The sequence below is a fragment of the Streptomyces sp. NPDC006372 genome (genome assembly GCF_040612515.1).
GTDB lineage: Bacteria > Actinomycetota > Actinomycetes > Streptomycetales > Streptomycetaceae > Streptomyces.
Window position 1 is genome coordinate 117,302 of record NZ_JBEXQJ010000020.1, and the last position, 21,294, is coordinate 138,595.

Annotated in this window: 14 protein-coding genes; 2 read left to right on the top strand and 12 right to left on the bottom strand. The window is 69.2% G+C overall.

Annotation, left to right across the window (positions count from 1 at the left end; translation table 11 throughout):
• Positions 1-137 precede the first annotated feature (137 nt).
• From dxs to ngcE, 8 genes are all read right to left on the bottom strand, one after another.
• On the bottom strand, positions 138-2,069 hold the full coding sequence (dxs, locus tag ABZ016_RS26520; RefSeq protein ID WP_356919195.1) for a 1-deoxy-D-xylulose-5-phosphate synthase: 1,932 nt from the start codon (positions 2,067-2,069) through the stop codon (positions 138-140).
• A 282-nt stretch (positions 2,070-2,351) separates the two neighbouring features.
• Positions 2,352-3,653 carry a sugar ABC transporter permease gene (locus ABZ016_RS26525; RefSeq protein WP_356919196.1) on the bottom strand — a complete coding sequence of 434 codons (1,302 nt, stop codon included), beginning with the start codon at positions 3,651-3,653 and terminating at the stop codon, positions 2,352-2,354.
• Positions 3,650-4,441, bottom strand: coding sequence for an ATP-binding cassette domain-containing protein (locus tag ABZ016_RS26530; RefSeq protein ID WP_356919197.1), 792 nt, complete (start codon positions 4,439-4,441; stop codon positions 3,650-3,652). The genes ABZ016_RS26525 and ABZ016_RS26530 overlap by 4 nt, the downstream gene beginning before the upstream one ends.
• A gap of 187 nt (positions 4,442-4,628) precedes the next feature.
• Positions 4,629-5,729, bottom strand: a complete 1,101-nt coding sequence (locus tag ABZ016_RS26535; RefSeq protein ID WP_356919228.1) for a substrate-binding domain-containing protein — start codon at positions 5,727-5,729, stop codon at positions 4,629-4,631.
• Between the two features lie 133 nt (positions 5,730-5,862).
• Entirely contained in the window at positions 5,863-7,074 is a 1,212-nt protein-coding gene (locus tag ABZ016_RS26540; protein WP_356919229.1) for an ROK family transcriptional regulator, read from the bottom strand.
• Positions 7,075-7,256: 182 nt separating this feature from the next.
• Positions 7,257-8,180 carry a carbohydrate ABC transporter permease gene (locus tag ABZ016_RS26545; RefSeq protein ID WP_356919198.1) on the bottom strand — a complete coding sequence of 308 codons (924 nt, stop codon included), beginning with the start codon at positions 8,178-8,180 and terminating at the stop codon, positions 7,257-7,259.
• 5 nt (positions 8,181-8,185) lie between these two features.
• Positions 8,186-9,112 carry a sugar ABC transporter permease gene (locus tag ABZ016_RS26550; protein ID WP_356919199.1) on the bottom strand — a complete coding sequence of 309 codons (927 nt, stop codon included), beginning with the start codon at positions 9,110-9,112 and terminating at the stop codon, positions 8,186-8,188.
• Between the two features lie 42 nt (positions 9,113-9,154).
• Entirely contained in the window at positions 9,155-10,609 is a 1,455-nt protein-coding gene (gene ngcE, locus ABZ016_RS26555) for an N-acetylglucosamine/diacetylchitobiose ABC transporter substrate-binding protein (protein WP_356919200.1), read from the bottom strand.
• A 368-nt stretch (positions 10,610-10,977) separates the two neighbouring features.
• Here ngcE and ABZ016_RS26560 point away from each other — a divergent pair, with 368 nt between their 5' ends.
• A complete protein-coding gene (locus ABZ016_RS26560; protein WP_356919201.1) occupies positions 10,978-14,775 on the top strand; it encodes a GH92 family glycosyl hydrolase in 3,798 nt (1,265 codons plus the stop codon).
• A gap of 20 nt (positions 14,776-14,795) precedes the next feature.
• Positions 14,796-16,775 carry an alpha-glucuronidase gene (locus ABZ016_RS26565; protein WP_356919202.1) on the top strand — a complete coding sequence of 660 codons (1,980 nt, stop codon included), beginning with the start codon at positions 14,796-14,798 and terminating at the stop codon, positions 16,773-16,775.
• Here the strand turns inward: ABZ016_RS26565 and ABZ016_RS26570 are convergent.
• From ABZ016_RS26570 to ABZ016_RS26585, 4 genes are read right to left on the bottom strand one after another with little or no spacing between them, the layout of a single operon-like run.
• A complete protein-coding gene (locus tag ABZ016_RS26570; RefSeq protein WP_356919203.1) occupies positions 16,769-18,775 on the bottom strand; it encodes a beta-galactosidase in 2,007 nt (668 codons plus the stop codon). The genes ABZ016_RS26565 and ABZ016_RS26570 overlap by 7 nt on opposite strands.
• A complete protein-coding gene (locus ABZ016_RS26575) occupies positions 18,772-19,455 on the bottom strand; it encodes a hypothetical protein (protein ID WP_356919204.1) in 684 nt (227 codons plus the stop codon). Before ABZ016_RS26575 ends, ABZ016_RS26570 begins: the two co-directional genes overlap by 4 nt.
• A complete protein-coding gene (locus tag ABZ016_RS26580) occupies positions 19,452-19,640 on the bottom strand; it encodes a hypothetical protein (protein WP_356919205.1) in 189 nt (62 codons plus the stop codon). The genes ABZ016_RS26575 and ABZ016_RS26580 overlap by 4 nt, the downstream gene beginning before the upstream one ends.
• On the bottom strand, positions 19,637-21,292 hold the full coding sequence (locus tag ABZ016_RS26585) for an extracellular solute-binding protein (RefSeq protein WP_356919206.1): 1,656 nt from the start codon (positions 21,290-21,292) through the stop codon (positions 19,637-19,639). Before ABZ016_RS26585 ends, ABZ016_RS26580 begins: the two co-directional genes overlap by 4 nt.
• Between the last annotated feature and the right edge of the window lie 2 nt (positions 21,293-21,294).

A 21,294-nucleotide genomic window follows, 5' to 3' on the forward strand; every position in this document is an offset into this window, starting at 1 on the left:
GACATGATCGAGAGGTGGCACCATCCGTATGCCCCGGCACGGACCGATTCACGCCAATGGGCCGGTTCCACCACCCTCAGGATGGGGAAACCGGCCCATTCGAACCCGTTCAGGCGTGTCGGCCGCGCCCGGCGGCGTCAGTCGCGCGCGGTCTCCACGGAGTCCACGGCGTCCGCGGCGCTGCGCTCGTACCGTCCGTCCAGCTTGGCGACCAGCCCGGTCACCTGGCGGGCGATGTCCGGCGCGGTGAGGCCGATCTCGGCCATGACCTCGGCGCGGGAGGCGTGGTCGAGGAAGCGCGGCGGAATGCCGAAGTCGCGCAACGGGACGTCGACGCCCGCGTCGCGCAGGGCCTGCGCGACCGCCGAGCCGACACCGCCGACGCGGCTGTTGTCCTCGACGGTGACGACCACGCGGTGCCGCTCGGCGAGCGGGGCCATGGCCTCGTCGACGGGCTTGACCCAGCGCGGGTCGACGACGGTGGTGGAGATGCCCTGCCGGTCGAGCAGTCCGGCGATCTCCAGGCACATCGGCGCGAGCGCGCCGACGGAGACCAGCAGCACGTCCGGCCGGTCGGTGCCGGGCTCGCGCAGCACGTCCATGCCGCCGACGCGGCCCACGGCGGGCACGGCGGGGCCGACGGCGCCCTTGGAGAAGCGGACCACGGTCGGCGCGTCGTCGACGGCGACGGCCTCGCGCAGCTGCGCCCGGACCTGGTCGGCGTCACGCGGCGCGGCGAGCCGCAGCCCGGGCACGACCTGGAGGATCGACATGTCCCACATGCCGTTGTGGGAGGCGCCGTCGGTGCCGGTGACACCGGCCCGGTCCAGGACGAAGGTGACACCGCACTTGTGCAGCGCCACGTCCATCAGGACCTGGTCGAAGGCGCGGTTGAGGAAGGTGGCGTACACCGCGAACACCGGGTGCACCCCGCCCGTCGCCAGGCCCGCCGCCGACACCGCGCCGTGCTGCTCGGCGATGCCGACGTCGTAGACCCGCTCGGGGAACCGCTTGGCGAACTTGTCCAGGCCCACCGGCTGGAGCATGGCCGCCGTGATGGCGACGACGTCCTCGCGCTCCTCGCCGAGCTTGACCATCTCCTCGCCGAACACGGACGTCCAGTCCGCGCCGGAGGAGGCGATGGGCAGGCCCGTGTCGGGGTGGATCTTGCCGACGGCGTGGAAGCGGTCGGCCTCGTCCTGGAGGGCGGGCTGGTAGCCGCGGCCCTTCTCGGTGAGGCAGTGCACGATGACCGGCCCGCCGAACCGCTTGGCCCGGGCGAGCGCCGACTCCAGCGCCTCGATGTCGTGCCCGTCGATGGGCCCGACGTACTTGAGGCCGAGGTCCTCGAACATGCCCTGCGGCGCGATGAAGTCCTTCAGGCCCTTCTTGGCCCCGTGCAGGGTCTCGTAGAGCGGCTTGCCGACGACCGGCGTGCGATCGAGGATGTCCTTGGTGCGGCTCAGGAAGCGCTCGTAGCCGTCGGTCGTGCGCAGCGTCGCGAGGTGGTTGGCGAGCCCGCCGATGGTGGGCGCGTAGGACCGCTCGTTGTCGTTGACGACGATGACGAGGGGGCGGTCCTTGGCCTCGGCGATGTTGTTCAGCGCCTCCCAGGCCATGCCGCCGGTCAGCGCCCCGTCACCGATGACGGCGACGACGTGGTCGTCCCGTTCGCGCAGCTGGTTGGCCTTGGCGAGGCCGTCGGCCCAGCCGAGGACGGTCGAGGCGTGCGAGTTCTCGATGACGTCGTGCTCGGACTCGGCCTGCGAGGGATAGCCGGACAGGCCGCCCTTCATCTTCAGCTTGGAGAAGTCCTGACGGCCGGTGAGCAGCTTGTGCACGTAGGACTGATGGCCGGTGTCCCAGAGCACCTTGTCCTTGGGCGATTCGAAGACCCGGTGCAGGGCGATGGTGAGCTCCACCACGCCGAGGTTGGGGCCGAGGTGACCGCCGGTCTTGGAGACCGCTTCGACAAGGAAGGTCCGGATCTCCTCCGCCAGCTGGTTCAGCTCCTCCGGGCTGAGCCGGTCCAGATCGCGCGGTCCCCTGATACGGGTCAGCAGCGGCACCCGTGCCTCCTTGCAGTAGAGCTGATCGAGCAGTTGCCGGGCGTGTCGAGTCTAATGTTCCGCCCCTGAGGACTGCGCCGTGGCCATGCGTCATACGTCACGCGTTCGGCTGTACCCACCTTGCGCCCCACCTACGACACACCTGTGCCCGGCACTTCACAGTGCCGGGCACAGTCACGCACCTCAGGGGCGCGGGGCTGCATTCAACCTGCGGCTCCGCCGCGTGGGCGCGACCAGCCCCCACGCACCCGCAGCGGCAAAACCAACGCAACCCCTACGACGCTACGCCCGCCCCGCAGTCTTCTGCGTCTTACGCGTCACCGCATCGATCACCACCGTGGCCAACAGCACACCACCCGTGATCATGTACTGCACCGGCGAGGCAATACCCTCCAGCGCCAGCCCGTACTGAATGGACACGATCACCAGCACACCGAGCAGCGCGTTCCACGTACGCCCCCGCCCACCGAACAGCGACGTCCCACCGATCACCGCCGCGGCGATCGCGTTCATCAGCAGGTCACCCCCACCGGCACCCTGGTTCGCCGCCGCGATCTTCGACGCGATGAACAGACCACCCACCGCGGCGAAGGTCCCGGAGATAGCGAACACCGAGATCCGCACCAGCTCCACGTTGATACCGGCCCGCCGAGACGCCTCGACGCTGCCGCCGAGCGCGAACACCTTCCGCCCGTACGCCGTGCGCCGCAGCACGAAGTCCGTGACCAGCAGCACCACGATGAAGATCACCACGGCCAGCGGCAGGCCCTTGTACTGGTTGAAGACGATGGCCACGGCGAACGCGAGGACCGCCAGCAGCACGGTCCGCACGATGGTCTCGCTCAGCGGCCGCGACGGCACCCCCGCGGCCTCACGCCGCCGGTTGCCGAGGAAGGAGCTGAGGAAGTACCCGGCGGTGACGACTGCGGCCAGCCCGTACGCCGCGGCGACGTCCGAGAAGTAGTAGCTGGTCAGCTGGGCCACGACCCCGTCCGGGTCGAGGTTGATGGTGCCGTTGTCGCCCAGGACCTGGAGCATGAAGCCGTTCCAGAACAGCAGGCCGGCCAGCGTGACGGCGAACGCGGGGACGCCGATCCTCGCGAAGAAGAAGCCGTGCAGTGCGCCGGCGACCGTGCCGGTGACGATGGCCAGCACGAAGGCGAGCCACTCGTTCATGCCGTGGGTGACGTTCAGCACGGCGAAGCCGGCACCGGCGACACCGCTGACCGAGCCGACCGACAGGTCGATCTCGCCGAGCAGCAGCACGAAGACGATGCCGACGGCGATCATGCCCGTACCGACCATGGCGACGGACATGTCGGACAGGTTGCCCGCGGTGAGGAAGTTGGAGTTCAGGCTCTGGAAGATGATCCAGATGACGGCCAGGCCGAGGACGACCGGAATGGAGCCCAGGTCACCGGACTTCATCTTCCGCTTGAACTCGGTGACGTATCCCCCGAAGCCCTGCTCGCGCACCAGCAGCCGGGGGTCGACGACCGTGACGGCGGCCTTGGCCGCCTCGGGGTTCGCCACGACGTGGTCCTCGGGCGCGCCCGGGGCCGCGTTGGTCTTGTCGATGCTCACTTCTTGATCTCCCCATTGGTGCGCGCCGCACGACGGGTCACGGCGTTGTCCGTGGCGCCCGTGATGGCGGAGATGATCTCTTCCTGCGAGGTCGACTTGACCTCGAAGACGCCGTTGTTGCGGCCGAGGCGCAGCACGGCGACCTTGTCCGCGACGGCCTTGACGTCGGCCATGTTGTGGCTGATGAGGATCACCGCGTGGCCGCGCTCGCGCAGCCGCTCGACGAGGTCGAGGACCTGTGCGGTCTGTTCGACGCCGAGGGCGGCGGTGGGCTCGTCGAGGATGACCAGCTTGGGCTCGCCGAGCATGGAGCGGGCGATGGCCACGGTCTGGCGCTGGCCGCCGGAGAGCGAGGCGATCGGGATGCGCACGCTGGGGATGCGGATCGACAGCGTGTCGAGCAGCTCGCGGGAGCGGCGCTCCATCTCCACCTCGTCCAGGACGCCGCGCTTGCGGAGTTCCCGGCCGAGGTAGAGGTTGCCGACGACGTCGATGTTGTCGCACAGCGCGAGGTCCTGGTAGACGGTCGCGATGCCCAGGTTCTGGGCGTCGTGCGGCTTGTTGATCTGGACGGACCTGCCGTCCCATTCGATGACGCCCTCATCGATGGGGTGCACGCCGGCGATCGTCTTGACCAGCGTGGACTTTCCGGCGCCGTTGTCGCCGACCAGGGCGACCACCTCACCGGCGTGGACCTCAAGCTCTACGTCGGTGAGCGCCTGTACGGCACCGAACCGCTTGGAGACCCCGCGCAACGCCAGCACGGGCGTAGCGGACACGTGAACCATCTCCTTCGCCGCCTGACCCGGCGGGAGGTTGTGCAGAAGTGTGGGAGGAGTGATCACTCCGGCGCCCCGCGGAGCTTGCGGGGCTGGTGTGGCGGGGCGCCGGAGGAACTCGTGGCAGCCGGTCCGCTGCAGGGGTCACGGGAGTCCGGACGCGGACTCCCGTGTTACTGCGGGACCTGACGGCTGCTTACTTGAGGCCGATCTTGTCGCAGTCGGCCTTGTACTTGGCCGTGCAGATCTCGCCGATGGTGTAGATGCCGTCCTTGATGACGGTGTCCTTGATGTTGTCCTTGGTCAGCGAGACGACCGGGACGAGCACGGAGGGGATGGCCTTGGTGGTCGGGCTGTCGACCTTGTCCTTGGCGATGGAGTCGAGCGACTTGCCCTGGGCGAGGGCCACGGCCATCTCGGCGGCGACCTCGGCCTCCTGCGGGTAGGGCTTGTAGACGCTCATGTACTGCTCGCCGGTGACTATGCGCTGGACACCGGCGAGTTCGGCGTCCTGGCCGGTGACGGGGATGTCGGCGATACCGGCGGCCTTCAGGGCCGTGATGATGCCGCCGGCCATGCCGTCGTTGGCGGAGTAAACGCCGACGATCTTGCCCTTGCCGAGGGCGGAGATGGCGCCCTCCATGTTGGAGTTGGCGTTCTCGGCCTTCCACTCCTTGGTGTCGTACTCGCGGCCGACCTTCACCTTGCCGTCGAGGACGGAGTGCGCGCCTTCCTTGAACTGGGCGGCGTTGGGGTCGGTGGACGACCCGTTCATCATGACGATCTGGCCGCTCTTGGCCTTGGAGCCCAGGGCCTTCAGCAGGGCCTCGCCCTGGGTCTTGCCGACGGTGACGTTGTCGAACGAGGTGTAGGCGTCGATCGGGCCCTCGGCCAGGCGGTCGTAGGCGACGACGGGGATGCCCGCGTCCTTGGCCTTCTTCACCGAGCCGGCGATGGCCTTGGAGTCCACCGCGTCCACGATCAGCACGTCGACCTTGTTGGTCACCATCGTGTCGACCTGCTGGTTCTGCGTGCTGGCGTCCTGCTTGGCGTTGGCGTAGACGACCTCGCCCTTGCCGCCGGTGAGTTCCTTGACCTTCTTCTCGATGAGCACCCGGTCGAACTTCTCGTACCGCGCGGTCGCGTTCTCCGGAAGGAGGAGACCGACCTTGATGTCGTCGCCCTTCTTGGGCGACCCGGAGGAGTCGGCCTTGTCGCCGGACTCCTTGGCGCTGCCACAGGCAGCAAGCGAAACGGCCATCGCACCGGCGGCCATCGCAACAGCGGCGCGACGCATACGCGTGTTCACTTCAGAAACCTCCCTGACGAGGCCGCGACATTGCGGCCGAGGTGGCTGGAAGTCAACTCGGCCACACGTGCGACGTCAAGAAGTAAATCCTTAACGAGATGGCAACGGTGCCATCCGTTCTCTAAGTGAAGGCAGGCGTCGCTGTCTGCAACAGCCCAGGGGCAGTTCCGTCCAAAAGGGTCGAATCGCCCATCTCGCTGAGGGCGAGGGCGAGCGCTCCGAGGACCTCCGCACGGCCGCCGAGCGCCCCGGGGAGCACGGACAGGTGGCGTGCGGCGCTGGGGATGGCGTAACGGCCGACGGACTCCCGGATCGGCCCGAGTACCAGCTCACCCGCCTCGGCGAGATCGCCGCCGAGGACCACGCGGCTCGGGTTCAGCAGGTTGCAGAGATTGGCCACGCCACTGCCGATGTGGCGCCCGACATCGGCGATCACCCGACGGCAGCCCGGATCCCCGTCCCGCGCGAGCCGCACGACGCCTTCCATCGTCAGGTCGGTGCCGTGGCTGGACTGCAGGAGCGGGAGCACGTAGCGCGCGGCCGCGAAGGTCTCCAGGCAGCCGCGGTTGCCGCAGCGGCAGACCGGGCCGGACTCGTCGAGTGTGATGTGCCCGATCTCCCCGGCCGTTCCGCCCGGACCGCGATAGATCTTGCCGTTGATCACCAGACCGGCGCCCACACCACTGGCGACCTTGATGTACGCCAGGTCCCGCACCCCCCGGCCGCTGCCCCAGACCATCTCGCCGAGCGCGCCGAGGTTGGCGTCGTTGTCCACGTGCACCGGGACGCCGAGCCGCCCTCGCAGCTCCTCGGCGGGCTTGGTGCCGGTCCAGCCGGGCAGGATCGCGGTCGAGCCGAGGGTGCCGGATTCGACGTCGATCGGGCCGGGCACGCCGAGGCCGACCCCGGCGATCTTGGACCGGTCGACTCCGGTCGCCTCGATCAGCCGGCTGACCAGCTGTTCCGCCCGGTCGAAGCCCTGCGCCGCGGAGGCGTCCACGTCCAGCGGCTCGGACTCCTCGGCGAGCACCTGGTGGGCGAGGTTCCCCACCGCGACCCGCAGGTGGGTGTGGCCGAAGTCGACCCCGATGACGATCCCGGCGTCCCCGCTCAGCGACACGCTGCGGGCCCGGCGCCCGCCCGCCGAGGTGGGTGTGACCTCGACGGTGCCGCCGTCCTTCAACTCCCGCACGATGTTGGACACCGTCGCCGCTGACAGCCCGGTGGTCCGGGCGATCTCGGCCTGGGTGAGGGAGCCCGCCAGGCGCACGGCTCGTACGACCCGCTCCAGGTTGGCTCGGTGCAGCGACGACTGCGACCCCGGAGTCTCCACGACGACCTCCTGCGCGCGGGGCCGCTTCGATGAGACCCCGTCCATGTCCAACTAGTGAACCTTAAGTCGAGCCGTTCGGGTCGCCTCCCGTCAAGAGGTTGAACGGTTTCCGCGTCCATGGACACACGCATGCACGCCACCCCGTGATCGGGAGCGGCGTGTGCGCGAGCGGTTCCGCGGAGTTACTTGAGGGCGCCGGCCGTCAGTCCCTGCACCACCTGCCGCTGGAAGACGATGTAGGCGGCCAGGACCGGCAGCATCGCCATCACCAGGCCGGCGAAGAGGCCGGACCAGTCGCCCTTGTAGCCCTGGCTGACGGCCAGCTGGACGAGGCCCTGGGTGAGGACGCGCTTGTCCGGGTCGGTGTTGAGGACCGTGGGCAGCATGTACTGGTTCCACTGGCCGAGGAAGTTGAAGATGCCGACGCTGATCAGACCGGGCTTGGCCATCGGCAGCATGATCTGGAAGAACGTCCGGCTGTGCGAGGCGCCGTCGACGAAGGCCGCCTCCGCCACCGACGTGGGCAAGGTGCGGAAGAACGCGGTCAGGAAGAACACCGTGAACGGCAGCGAATAGGCGATGTAGACCAGGATCAGCCCGTGGATGGTGTTCAGCAGGCCCATGTTGTTCACGACGTAGAACAGCGGGACCAGCGCCAGCATGATCGGAAAGCTCATGCCGCCGATGAAGAGGAAGTAGATGAACCGGTTGCCCGGGAAGTCGAAGCGGGCCAGCACGTACGCCGCCATCGAGCCGAGCACCAGCGTGCCGATGAGCGAACCTCCCACCACCAGCACGGTGTTGAGGAAGTAGTCGCTCATGTTGGCCTCGGTCCACGCCCGCGACCAGTTGTCGAAGTGCAGCGTGTCCGGCAGCGACCAGGGCGAGGAGAAGATGGACCGGTCGTCCTTGAAGGACGTCATCACCGCCCACAGCAGCGGCATGACCACCATGATCGCCCAGAGGACGAGGATGCCGTGGGAGAAGACGTTGAGGACCGTGCCCTCCTTCTTCTCCTTCGGGGGCGGGCCCGGCGGGGCGTCCGTCTTGGCCAGGGGGGCGCCGGACTCGGCCGGCAGGGGCGCGGGGGTCTGTGTCGTCTTCATCTGGTTCAGAACTCCAGCCGCTCGCGACGGCCCAGCCGCATCACCACGGCGGCGAAGGCCAGCGTGACGACGAGCAGGGCGACACCGATGGTGGTGGCATAGGCGGCCTGCCCGTCACGGAACGCCTTCTGGTACACGTACAGGACCATGACGGTGGTCGAGTAGTCGGGACCGCCCGGCCCGGTCGTCATGATCTGCACGACCGCGAACGACTCGGCGCCCAGGGCGAGGATGCCCATGTAGACCCAGCCGGACTGCACGGTGTCCCACAGCAGCGGCAGGGTGATGCGGAAGAAGGTCGTGGCACGGCCCGCCCCGTCCAGCAGCGCCGCCTCGTACATCTCCGCCGGGATGGAGGCCATGCCGGCGGAGAAGAGGACCACGAAGAAGCCGACCGTGGACCAGACGAGCACCGCCATCACGGCCCACAGCGCGAGGTCGGGGTCGCCCAGCCACAGCGGCTGGACGTCGTCCAGCCCGACCCCGCGCAGGACCGAGTTGATCGCACCGCTGTCCGGGTTGTACGCGAACGCGAACAGCAGCGCGACGATGGCGATGGAGAGCACCTGCGGGAAGAAATAGACGATCTTGTAGAAGGAGGAGCCCCGGACACCGGAGACCACCGGACCGTTCTTCCTCTTTCTGCCGCCCACATTGATCATGAAGGCGAAGAACAGCGCCAGGCTGATCGTCACCAGCGGGAGCAGGAGCGCGAACAGCAGGCTGTGCTGCAACGACTTCCAGAAGATCTCGTCGTCGAGCAGCCGGCTGTAGTTGTCGAAACCGACCATCTTGAATTCGGGGCTCAGGCCGGTCCAGTCCGTGAACGAGTAGTAGATGGACTGGATGAACGGCCAGACCACGAAGAGCGCGTACAGTCCCAGGGGCAGCGCGAGGAAGCCCACGATGAACCGGTACTTGCCGTGCTGCATCGCCACTCCGGTGCCGTTGCGGAAAGTGAGTTTCCGGTGCCGTTACTGGTGCTTGTAGTGCTTGATGGAGTCGTCCTTGGCGGCCTCGTCGGCGAAGCCCTGGATCTTCTTGATCGCCTCGGCCGGAGTGAGACGGCCGGCCATCATCTCGCCCAGGCCGGACACCCCGATCTTCTCCTTCTGCAACTGCACGTACCAGTCCTGCAGACGGGGGTTCACCACGTTCTGACCGGCCTTGTCCAGCGCCGCGACACCGGACTTCAGACCCGGGGTGAGGGTGATGCCGTCGGTGCCGCCGTTGTAGGCGGTCAGGGACTTGACCTTGCTGGTGAAGTTCTTCGACGAGGCCTCGCTGAGCATGATGCGCAGCTGCTCCATGCCGCCGGAGGCGTTCTTCGCCTTGGACGGGACGATGAAGGGCTCCCCGCCGGAGGCCCAGATGGTGCCGAAGGGCATCTTGTCGGAGGAGTCGAGTCCGGTGGGCGCGGAGACGGACAGGCCGAAGTCCTTCGGGATGACGTTGGCCGACTCGTTCTCCACCCAGGAGCCGTTCGGGATGAACAGCGCCTTGCCCTGGGCCCAGGCGGTCTGCGACTGGATGTGGTCCAGACCGGGGGTGCCCTTGAGGACGTAGCCCTTCTTGTAGAGCTCGTAATAGGCCTCGAAACAGGCCTTGACCGCCGGGTGCTTCCAGGCGTTCGGCTCCAGGTTGTCGATGGCGTCGAGCACCTCGGCGCCGCCCACCTTGCCGATCATCGGGTAGAGCGAGAAGGGGAGGTAGTACGGGTACTTGCCCGCGTACGTCCAGCCCGCCATGCCCTCCTTCTTGGCCTTCGCGCAGACCGCGAGCATCTGGTCCCAGGTCTCGGGGTACTGCTCGTCGAGCGAGTCGAGGGCCTTCTGCGAGTACCAGACGCCGTAGACCGTGTAGGCGTAGTAGAAGATCCAGACCTTCTCGCCGTCGAACTGGCCCATCTCGACGATGCCGGGGCGCAGCGTGTCGCGGACCTTCTTGTTCGGGTCGTCGTAGGAGGGCGCGTCCAGCAGCGGGGTGAGGTCGGCGAGCTGGTTCTTGCCGACCAGGACGCCCATGTCCATCTGCTCGGCGCCGGAGTTGTCGATGAGGTCCGGCGGGGTGCCCTGGTTGAAGCGGGGCTGGAGGGTGGACTGGATCTTCTGGGTGGCGGAGAACTTCACCTTCACCTCGGGGAAGTTCTTCTCGTAGGTCTTCACCGCGTCCTCGGCGTACTCCTTGCCGAAGCCGCCGTCGAAGAGGACGAACTCCATGCCCGCGGTGTCGTTGACCCCGAGCGGGTTCTTCGCCGTCTTCTTGCCGGCCTTGGCCTTGCCGCCGGTGTCGTCGCCGCCGCTGCTCGCACAGGCGGACAGGAAGCTCATCGTGGGGACGGAGATCAGTCCGAGCGCGGCGGACCTCTTGATCAGATCGCGGCGGCCGACACCCTCGGTGCCGTGGTTCTCGGCGGAAGTGGATCCCATGCTCAAGTCCTCGCCTTCTCCAGGACTCAGGCGGTGAACCGGATCCTCGCCGGCACCGCGGTCGGGTCACGCTGGGTCGTGCAGGAAAGTGCGGGTGGTGACGTGCGGATCGTGTGAAGCGCCCGACAGGTATAGTCCACTTCCCGCCAGCGGATCAAGATCGAACACAAGGTTGGCCACGGGTCTTATCCGAGTTGAGACCTCGCGGAAAGACGAGCGGTCCGTGGGGTGCCCGGCGTAAAAATCCCGGTCGTCGCCGCCGGATCCCACAACCAACACCCTTGACACCCCTCGCCACTTGAGCAACTACTGGTCCTTGCGCATCGAAGGTGACAACGTTGTCCACTGCGCAGGGAGGGTACCCGTTGATGCAACGGAAAGCTCGGCACAGATGGTGTTCGGCGGTCGTGTCGACGACCGCCTTCGCTTTGGCCCTGGGCTCACAGGGCGTCGCGGCCGCACGGCCCGGAGCCCCCGAGCCCGCCGACCGGAGGTTCGCGTCCTCCTTCGAGGTGGACGACCCGGTTCCGGACTGGTCGAACACCGTCGACACCACCCCCGACGGCGGCAAGCGGGCCTCGGGGGTCGACGGCGGATACAGCAGCGGCATACCGGGCAACGTCACCGACCAGGTCGGCGACGTCCGGGCCAGTGGCGAGAACACGGGTGGCGGCGAGGTGAAGGAGAACCTCGTCGACGGCGAGCCGAGCACCAAGTGGCTCACCTTCGAGCCCACCGGCTGGACCGAGTTCGACCTGGACGAACCAGTCAAACTGGCGCGATACGCACTGACGTCGGCCAACGACCACGACGAGCGCGACCCGAAGGACTGGACCCTGAAGGGCTCCACCGACGGCAAGGACTGGAAGACCCTCGACACCCGTTCCGGCGAGTCCTTCTCCGAGCGGTTCCAGACGAAGACGTACGACCTGGCGGAACCCGCCGAGTACCGGCACTTCCGGCTCGACGTCACCGGCAACAACGGCGGCGACATCCTCCAGCTCGCCGATGTGCAGTTCTCCACCGGCGGCGGTGACGGGCCGGTCCCGCAGGACATGCTCTCCCTCGTCGACCGCGGCCCGAGCGGCTCCCCCACCGCCAAGGCGGGCGCCGGGTTCACCGGAAAGCGGGCCCTGCGCTACGCCGGGCGGCACACCATCGACGGGCGGGCGTACTCGTACAACAAGATCTTCGACGTGAACGTGGCCGTCGGCCGGCACACCCGGCTCTCCTACCGCGTCTTCCCGTCGATGGCGGACGGCGACCTCGACTACGACGCGACCAACGTCTCCGTCGACCTCGCCTTCACCGACGGCACCTATCTGAGCGACCTGCGCGCCACCGACCAGCACGGCTTCCCGCTGACCCCGCGGGGACAGGGCGCGGCGAAGGTGCTCTACGTCAACCAGTGGAACGACGTGGCCGCGCGGATCGGGTCGGTGGCGGCCGGGAAGACCGTGGACCGGATCCTGGTGGCGTACGACTCCCCCAAGGGCCCGGCGAGGTTCCGGGGCTGGCTGGACGACGTGCGCATCGAGTCCGTCGCCCCCGAGCAGCCCAAGGCGCATCTGTCGGACTACGCGGTCACGACGCGCGGCACCAACTCCAGCGGCGGCTTCTCACGGGGCAACAACTTCCCGGCGACGGCGGTGCCGCACGGCTTCAACTTCTGGACGCCGGTGACGAACGCGGGCTCGCTGAGCTGGCTGTACGACTACGCCCGTGCGAACAACGCGGACAACCTGCCGACGATCCAGGCGTTCAGCGCGAGCCACGAGCCGAGCCCGTGGATGGGCGACCGGCAGACCTTCCAGGTGATGCCGTCCGTCGCCGCCGGCGCCCCGGACCTCGGCCGGGAGGCCCGGGAGCTGGCCTTCCGGCACGAGAACGAGACGGCGCGGCCGTACTACTACGGGGTGCGGTTCGAGAACGGGCTGAAGGCCGAGATGGCGCCGACCGACCACGCGGCGGCGCTGCGCTTCACCTACCCGGGCGACGACGCGAGCGTCCTCTTCGACAACGTCACCGATCAGGCGGGCCTGACCCTCGACAAGGAGAACGGGATCGTCACCGGCTACTCGGACGTGAAGTCCGGGCTGTCGACCGGCGCGACCCGCCTGTTCGTCTACGGCGAGTTCGACGAGCCGGTGAGCGAGGGCGCGTCGTCCGGCGTGAAGGGCTACCTCCGCTTCAAGGCCGACGACAGGACCGTCACCCTGCGCCTCGCGACCTCGCTGATCAGCCTCGACCAGGCCGAGGACAACCTCCGCCAGGAGATCCCCGAGGGCAGGTCCTTCGAGGCGGTGAAGAAGAGCGCCCAGCGGCAGTGGGACCGGCTGCTCGGCAAGGTCGAGGTCGAGGGCGCCACCCCCGACCAGCTGACCACGCTGTACTCCAGCCTGTACCGGCTGTACCTGTACCCGAACTCCGGCTTCGAGAAGGTCGGCGGTGAGCACCGGTACGCCTCGCCGTTCTCCCCCATGCCGAACCCGGACACCCCGACGCATACCGGCGCGAAGATCGTCGACGGCGAGGTGTACGTCAACAACGGTTTCTGGGACACCTACCGGACGACCTGGCCGGCCTACTCGTTCCTGACCCCTTCCCGGGCGGGCGATCTGGTCGACGGGTTCGTGCAGCAGTACAAGGACGGCGGCTGGACCTCACGCTGGTCCTCCCCCGGGTACGCGGACCTCATGACGGGCACGTCCTCGGACGTGGCGTTCGCGGACGCGTACGTCAAGGGCGTCGACTTCGACGCGGAGGCGGCGTACGACGCGGCCGTGAAGAACGCCACGGTGGTGCCCCCGAGCCCGGGCGTCGGCCGCAAGGGCATGGCCACCTCCCCCTTCTTCGGCTACACGAGCACCGAGACGCACGAGGGCCTGTCCTGGGCGCTGGAGGGTTACCTCAACGACTACGGCATCTCCCGGATGGGCCACAAGCTCTACGAGGAGACCGGCGAGCGGCGCTACAAGGAGGAGTCGGAGTACTTCCTGAACCGCGCCCGGGACTACGTGAACCTCTTCGACGAGAAGGCCGGGTTCTTCCAGGGCCGGGACGCGAAGGGCGACCGGCGGGTGGAGTCGTCGACGTACGACCCGCGGGTCTGGGGGTACGACTACACCGAGACGAACGGCTGGGGGTACGCCTTCACCGCCCCGCAGGACAGCCGGGGCTTGGCGAACCTGTACGGCGGCCGCAAGGGGCTCGGTGACAAGCTCGACGCGTACTTCTCCACCCCGGAGACCGCCTCCCCCGAGTTCGTCGGCTCCTACGGCGGCGTCATCCACGAGATGACGGAGGCCCGGGACGTGCGGATGGGCATGTACGGGCACTCCAACCAGGTCGCCCACCACGCGATCTACATGTACGACGCGGCCGGGCAACCCTGGAAGGCGCAGGAGAAGGTCCGCGAGGTGCTGTCGCGCCTGTACACCGGCAGCGAGATCGGCCAGGGGTACCACGGCGACGAGGACAACGGCGAGCAGTCGGCCTGGTTCCTGTTCTCCGCGCTCGGCTTCTACCCGCTGGTGATGGGCAGCGGCGAGTACGCGATCGGCTCGCCCCTGTTCACCAAGGCGACCGTGCATCTGGAGAACGGGCGCGAGCTGGTGGTGAAGGCGCCCCGGAACAGTGCGGAGAACGTGTACGTGCAGGGTTTGAAGGTGAACGGCCGGACGTGGTCGAAGACCTCCCTGCCGCACTCGGTGGTCGCCAGGGGCGGTGTCCTGGAGTTCGACATGGGTCCGCGGCCGTCGTCCTGGGGCACGGGGAAGCACGCCGCACCCGTGTCGATCACCCGGGACGACGAGGTGCCGACGCCCCGCGCGGACGTGCTGAAGGGCGAGGGCGCCCTGTTCGACGACACCTCGGCGACGGACGCGGCGGCGACCTCGGTGGACCTTCCGGTCACCGAGGGCGCCAAGGCGGTCCAGTACACGCTGACGTCGTCGTCCGACCGGACGAAGGCACCGGCCGGATGGACACTCCAGGGCTCCTCCGACGGCACGACCTGGCGGACACTGGACCGGCGCTCCGGGGAGTCCTTCGCCTGGGACAGGCAGACCCGCGCGTTCAGCGTGAGGTCACCGGGTACGTACGAGAAGTACCGCCTGGTCCTCGACGGCGAGGGCACTCTGGCGGAGGTCGAACTGCTCTGCTGAGCAAGTGAGTTGGGGGTCTCATGCCGCTTCCCGTGCCCGTCCTGCCCGAGGGCGTCGACCCGGCCTGGCTGCCGCCCGCCGCCTTCCGGGCGGTCGGCGGCCGGCGGACTCTGATCCGGGGGTCGGATCCGCTGGTGGAGACGGTGCACGGGGAGGTGGCTGAGGCCTGCCGGCGGTTCGGGGGCCGGGTCGCGCGGGGCGCTTCGGACGGCTCGTACGACCTGGTCCTCGCCTTGGGGGCCGACGGCCTCGGGGAGGAGGGCTTCACGGTCGCCCGCTCGGGCGGCACGACGACCGTCACCGCCTCCGGCGGACGCGGGCTGCTGTACGGACTGTTCCACGTCGTACGCCTCTCAGAGGCGGCGTTCCGGAGTGAGTGGGCGCCGGAGACACATCGCCCCGCGCTCGCCCTGCGCATGCTCGACCACTGGGACAACGTGGCCGTGCATCCGGTCATGGGACAGGTGGAGCGCGGGTACGCGGGCGGCTCGCTGTTCTGGGAGGACGGGAGGGCGCGGGGCGAACTCGACCGCGTGCGGGCGTACGGCAGGCTGCTCGCGGCGTGCGGGATCAACGCGATCTCCGTGAACAACGTCAATGTGCACGCGGCCGAGGCCCGGCTGCTGACCGACCGGATCGGTGAGGTGGCCGGCCTCGCCGACGCGTTGCGTCCCTACGGCGTCCGCACCCACCTGTCGGTCTCCTTCGCCGCGCCGGTCGTGCTGGGCGGGCTGCCCACGGCCGATCCGCTGGACCCGTCGGTGCGGGACTGGTGGGCCGGGGCGACGCGGCGGGTGTACGAGGCGATACCCGACTTCGGCGGGTACGTGGTGAAGGCCGACTCGGAGGGGCAGCCGGGGCCGTTCGCGTACGGCCGCAGCCACGCGGACGGCGCGAACCTGCTGGCGGCGGCACTGGAGCCGTTCGGCGGCACGGTGCACTGGCGGGCGTTCGTCTACGACCACCGCCAGGACTGGCGGGACCGCACCACGGACCGGGCCCGGGCCGCGTACGACCACTTCGTGCCGCTGGACGGCGCGTTCGCGGCGAACGCCGTGCTCCAGGTGAAGCACGGGCCGATGGACTTCCAGGTGCGTGAGCCGGTGTCACCGCTGATCGGCGCGATGCCCCGCACCCGGCTGGCGGTGGAGGTGCAGGCCACGCAGGAGTACACCGGGCAGCAGCGGCACGTCTGCTGGCTGGGGCCGATGTGGAGCGAGGCGCTGCGGTTCCGGCACGAACCGGACCAATCCGTCGGGCAGTTGGCGCGCGGCGGACTCGTGGCCGTGTCGAACGCCGGCGACGACCCGTTCTGGACGGGGCATCCGCTGGCCCAGGCCAACCTGTACACCTTCGGACGGCTGGCCTGGCGGCCGGACGCCGATCCGCGCACGGTGCTCGACGAGTGGATCGGGCTCACCTTCCCGGACGCCCCACAGACGCTCGCCGACGGGCTGCACGCGGTCCTCGACGGCTCGTGGCGGACGTACGAGAAGTACACCGCTCCGCTCGGCGTGGGATGGATGGTGCAGCCGGGCCACCACTACGGGCCGAGCGTCGACGGCTACGAGTACAGCCCCTGGGGCACCTACCACTTCGCCGACCGGGACGGCATCGGCGTCGACCGCAGTGCGGCGACCGGCACCGGGTTCGCCGGTCAGTACGCCAAGCCGTGGTCGGAGCTGTACGAATCTGCGGACACCTGCCCCGACGAGCTGCTGCTGTTCTTCCACCACGTGCCGTACGGGCATGTGCTGAAGGGCGGGAAGACCGTGATCCAGCACATCTACGACACGCACTTCGAGGGCGTAGAGGAGGTCGAGGAGGCCCGCCGGACGTGGGCGGAGCTCGCTGACCTGGTCGGGCCGGAGCGCCACGCGCGGGTGGCGGAGCGGTACGAGGAGCAGCTCCGTGGCGCCCGCGAGTGGCGCGACCAGATCAACAGCTACTTCCTCCGCAAGTCGGGGGTGCCGGACGAGCGGGGGCGGAGGATCTACTGAAGGATCGCCACGCCCAGCGGGTCGAGGGCCAGGGGTTCGCCCTGTTCGACCCGCTTGCCGGTGAGCAGGTCGGTGGCCGTGGCGTGGGCCGTCAGGTGGGCGGGTTCGGGGGCGTGGTTGAGGAGGAAGAGCAGGCGGGTGCCGTCGGGGGCGACCCGGGCCGCCGTCTCCACCGCCGGGTGGCCGGCGTAGGGGCCGAGCAGGTCGTGGCGGGTCAGGATCCGGCGTACGACCTGGTCGACGCCCGGCTGGTCGAGGACGGTGGCCACGTACCAGCCCTCGCCGTCGCCGAACCGGTTGCGGGTCACGGCGGGGGTGCCCGCGTAGAAGTCGGTGCCGTAGGTGGCGACCGGTTCGGCGCCGCGTGGCAGCACGATGTCGAAGACGAGCCGCGCCCCGGTCTCCAGCTCGGGGACGGTCTGGGCGAACTCCGGCGGCCGGGCGTCCCATTCGTCCACGCGGACGCCCATGAGGGGGGCGAGGGGGCCGGGGACGTCGGTGCGGAAGGCGCGGTCGTGCTCGTCGACGCGGCCGGAGAGGACGGTGGTGAGGACCGTGCCACCGCGTTCCGCCACCGCTTCGAGGCGGGTGGCGAGGTCGCCCTTGACCATGTACAGGGCGGGGGCGAGGACCACGTCGTACGGGGTCAGGTCCGCCGTCTGCGGGACCACGTCCACGTCGGCGCCGGCCGCCCGGGCGGCCCGGTAGTGGGCGTGGACGACGTCCGGGTACTTGACCAGCCGGGACGGGCCGTCGGAGATCTCCAGGGCCCACCAGCTGTCCCAGTCGAAGAGGAGGGCGGTGCGGGCGGGGGTGCGGGCGCCCAGGGTGACCGCGCCCAGGCGCTCCAGTTCCGCGCCCAGGTCCGCCACTTCGCGAAAGACACGGGTGTCGTCGCGGCCCGCGTGGCCGATGACCGCCCCGTGGTACTTCTCGCAGGCACCCCGGGAGGCACGCATCTGGAAGTAGAGGGCGGCGTCCGCGCCGTGGGCGATCGCCTGGAAGGTCGCGAGGCGCAGTTCGCCGGGCCGTCGGAGCGGGTTGACGTCCCGGCAGGCGGTGGTGGACGGCGTCTGCTCCATCAGCCAGAAGGGGGCGCCGTCCTTCAGGCCGCGCATCAGGTCGTGGGCGAGGGCGGGCCGGGTCGGCGGGGCGTCCAGGGGCGGGTAGCTGTCCCAGGAGGCGAAGTCGAGGTGGGGCGCCCAGCGGTGGTAGTCGAGGGGCCGAAAGGTGCCCATGAAGTTGGTGGTGACGGGCGTGTCCGGGTCGTGGGCGCGGATCACCTCCTTCTCGGCCAGGAAGCAGCCGAGGAGGGCGTCGGTGGTGAAGCGGAACCAGTCGAGGGTGATCCCCTGGAAGGCGGTGTGGTCGGGGCCGCGCCAGTGCTCGGTGAGGGCGTTCGGCGGCTCGATCTGGTCCCAGTCGGTGTAGCGGTGCGACCAGAAGGTGGTCCACCAGGCGTCGTTGAGGGCCTCGAGGGTGGCGTGCCGGTCCCGGAGCCACTCCCGGAACGCCTCGGCGCACAGGTCGCAGTAGCAGGAGCCGCCGTACTCGTTGTTGATGTGCCAGGCGAGCAGGGCCGGGTGGTGCGCGTAGCGTTCGGCGAGGCGGCGGGCCATCTCCCGGGCGTGGCGCCGGTACGCCGGTGAGCTGGGGCAGAAGTTGTGGCGCTGGCCGTAGCGGTGGCGGCGGCCCTCGAAGTCGGTGCGGTTGACCTCCGGATGTCGCCTGGCGAGCCAGGGCGGGAGGGCGGCGGTGCCGGTGGCCAGGCAGACCCGGCGGCCTTCGGCGGCGGCGCGTTCCAGGACCCGGTCCAGGACCGTGAAGTCGTAGGTGTCCGGGGCGGGCTGGGTGAGGGCCCAGGTGAAGACGCCGACGGTGAGCGTGTCGATGCCGGCCCGGGTGAACAGGCGGTGGTCGTCCTCCCAGACGTCCTCGGGCCACTGCTCGGGGTTGTAGTCACCGCCGTACGGGATCTTCGGCGTGCGGGGCGCGGTCATGCGGTGAACTCCTCCTGGGTCTCGGTGATCACCGTGCGGCTGCCGTGCAGCAGGGACAGCAGCAGCGGGGCGGCCAGCAGGGCGGGCAGGGCCTCGGTCAGCAGGGCGGTGAGCGCGGCCGTCAGGATCAGCAGGGAGGCGGCGGCGAGGGTGGCGCGGCCGTGCTGGAACAGGAAGTACGCGGCGAGGCGGGCGGTGTCCCGGGTGCGGAAGGTGAACAGCGAGGTGAGGACGAGGGCGTGCGCGCCCCAGAGCAGGGAGCCTGTCCCGATCGCCGCGAGCAGCAGCGCCCACCAGCCGGGCAGGCCCGTGGCGGAGAAGTGGGTGAGGGTGAAGGTGATCAGGGTCAGCCAGGCCAGCAGGGGCGCCCACAGTTTCAGCGCCGGTACGGCGTTGAGCCGCCAGCCGCGCAGGTAGGCCCGGGCCGGGTGCAGTTCGGTGAGGTCGCGGCTGCGGTGGTGGAGGGCGTAGAGGGCGGCGGACAGGGCCGGTCCGAGGGGCAGCAGGCACAGGGCCGCGAGGGGGATGTTGGCCGGGTCGGGGCCGAGCAGGAGCAGTCCGGCCAGACCCGGGGAGGCGGCGAGGAGCAGCAGGGCCTCGACGGTCAGGACGGTGTGGATCAGGGCGGAGGCGCGGGAGAGGGCTCCGGTGCCGAAGTCCGTCGTCCGTACGGTGCTCATGCCGCCTCCCGGTCCGGTGCCTGCGCCGTCTCCCGCCGAGAAGGGGCGGTGAGCCGCCCGTGGGTGCGCGCGGGTCCGGCGGCCTCGCACGCGCGGGAGCGGCCGACGAGCACCGGGGCGCCGGTCACCGGCAGGGACGGCCGCAGGGCGTGCCGGGCGCCGGGCACGTCGGGGACGCGGATCACCCGTTCTCCTTCTTGAAGCGCTCGTACGCCTTGTTGTGCAGGTCGACGAGCTGCTGCATGTTCTTCGCCTTCAGCTCGGCGAGATGGGCGTCCCACTGGGACAGGGGGCGCTTGCCGAGGACGAACTGGAGGGTGTTCTGGATGACGGTGTCCTTGAGGGGGGTGTCCCAGAGGGTCGCCTGTTCCTGCTCGAAGGACTGGAGCGGATGGGCCGGGTCGATGGGCAGCTGCCGGCGCTGGGCCATGGCGTCCTGGAACTTCTTCTCGTCCGGGCTGAACATCGAGGAGACGAGCTCCCAGCTGCCGCCGTAGGCGAAGACACCGTTGTAGAAGCCGAAGTCCTTCTGCATGTCCTTCGGGGCGTCGGGATCGGAGCCCATGAGGCTGATGCCGGGCTTCAGCTTGTACTGGCCTCCGGAGCGGGTGTAGGTGACGCCCTCGACGCCCCAGCGGGCCAGCTTCTGGCCCTCGTCCGAGTACCAGAGCCAGTCCACGAACTGCATCATGGCGACGAAGCTGTCGCTCTTCAGCGCCTTGCTGGAGATCATCACGCCGTTCTCCAGCCGGCTGCCGCCCAGTACCACGGGACCGGCGGGCCCGAGCGGCACCGGGACCATCTCGATCTTCGCGCCCTTGACCTGCTTCTCCAGGTTGTACCGGTAGTCCTGCACCAGCACCTGCGGGTTGGCGCTCATCGCGTAGGACTTCTCGGCGAGGAGCTTCTGCAGGGCCTGGTCGTCGGTCTGGCTGAAGCTCTCGGGGTCCATGAGCTTCTCGGCGACCAGTTTCCGCAGGTACTCGACCATCTGGCGGTAGCCGTCCTGGGCGCCGGTGAAGACGAACTTCTGCGCCTTGTGGTCGAAGCTGATGTTGTCGTAGGCCCAGCCGGCTCTGACGCCGAAGGCCTGGCCGAGGTAGCCGAACAAGGCGCCGCAGGGGAACGGGGTGTTGGTGCTCCAGCGGTCGGTGAAGGGGTACTTGCCGGGGTACTCCTCCTTGAGCGCCTTGAGGACGTCGTACACCTCGTCCCAGCTGGTGGGCAGGGTGAGGCCGTGCTTGTCGAGGACGTCCGTGCGGAAGGACAGCGAGTAGCCGGCCTTGGCCTTCTCGTGCAGGCCCGGCAGCAGGTAGTACTTGCCGTCGGACTGGCGGATGGAGTCGAGCTCCGGCTCCAGCTTCCACTTGCGCACCTTGTCGCGGAAGTTGGGCATGAGCTCGACGTAGTCGCTGACCGGGAGGATCGCGCCGGACGACACGAAGGCGACCTCGGAGGGGTGGTACGTCTTCGGGATCAGGAACGGGGCGTCCCCGGCCCCGATGAGCACACTGCGCTTCTTCTCGTAGTCGGCCAGCGGGACGTCGACCGGCTTCAGCGTCACCCCGGTGCGCTGGGTGAGCTCCTTCCAGAACAGCCAGCCGTTCTTCATCGGGTAGACCGGGTTGTTGTTGTGCAGCACCGAGAAGGACAGCGGCTTCGCCGCCTTGAACTGCTGTCCCGCCCGGTAGTTCTTCATGGCGCCGTCCTGCTTCTTCGACAGGTCCTTCCCGTCCCCGCCCTCGTCCCCACTGCCGCAGCCGGTGAGCGCGGCGAGGCCGGCGAACCCGGCGGCGGCGAGTATCTGGCGCCGCGACAGCTGTCCTGCGTTCTTCACGG

Excerpts from the sequence above, each read along its gene's own strand:
- ABZ016_RS26570 (WP_356919203.1), bottom strand. The coding sequence starts at position 18,775 with ATGACCGCGCCCCGCACGCCGAAGATCCCGTACGGCGGTGACTACAAC.
- ABZ016_RS26535 (WP_356919228.1), bottom strand. The coding sequence starts at position 5,729 with ATGCGTCGCGCCGCTGTTGCGATGGCCGCCGGTGCGATGGCCGTTTCG.
- ABZ016_RS26545 (WP_356919198.1), bottom strand. The coding sequence starts at position 8,180 with ATGAAGACGACACAGACCCCCGCGCCCCTGCCGGCCGAGTCCGGCGCC.
- ABZ016_RS26530 (WP_356919197.1), bottom strand. The coding sequence starts at position 4,441 with ATGGTTCACGTGTCCGCTACGCCCGTGCTGGCGTTGCGCGGGGTCTCC.
- ngcE (WP_356919200.1), bottom strand. The coding sequence starts at position 10,609 with ATGGGATCCACTTCCGCCGAGAACCACGGCACCGAGGGTGTCGGCCGC.
- ABZ016_RS26575 (WP_356919204.1), bottom strand. The coding sequence starts at position 19,455 with ATGAGCACCGTACGGACGACGGACTTCGGCACCGGAGCCCTCTCCCGC.
- ABZ016_RS26550 (WP_356919199.1), bottom strand. The coding sequence starts at position 9,112 with ATGCAGCACGGCAAGTACCGGTTCATCGTGGGCTTCCTCGCGCTGCCC.
- ABZ016_RS26565 (WP_356919202.1), top strand. The coding sequence starts at position 14,796 with ATGCCGCTTCCCGTGCCCGTCCTGCCCGAGGGCGTCGACCCGGCCTGG.
- ABZ016_RS26560 (WP_356919201.1), top strand. The coding sequence starts at position 10,978 with ATGCAACGGAAAGCTCGGCACAGATGGTGTTCGGCGGTCGTGTCGACG.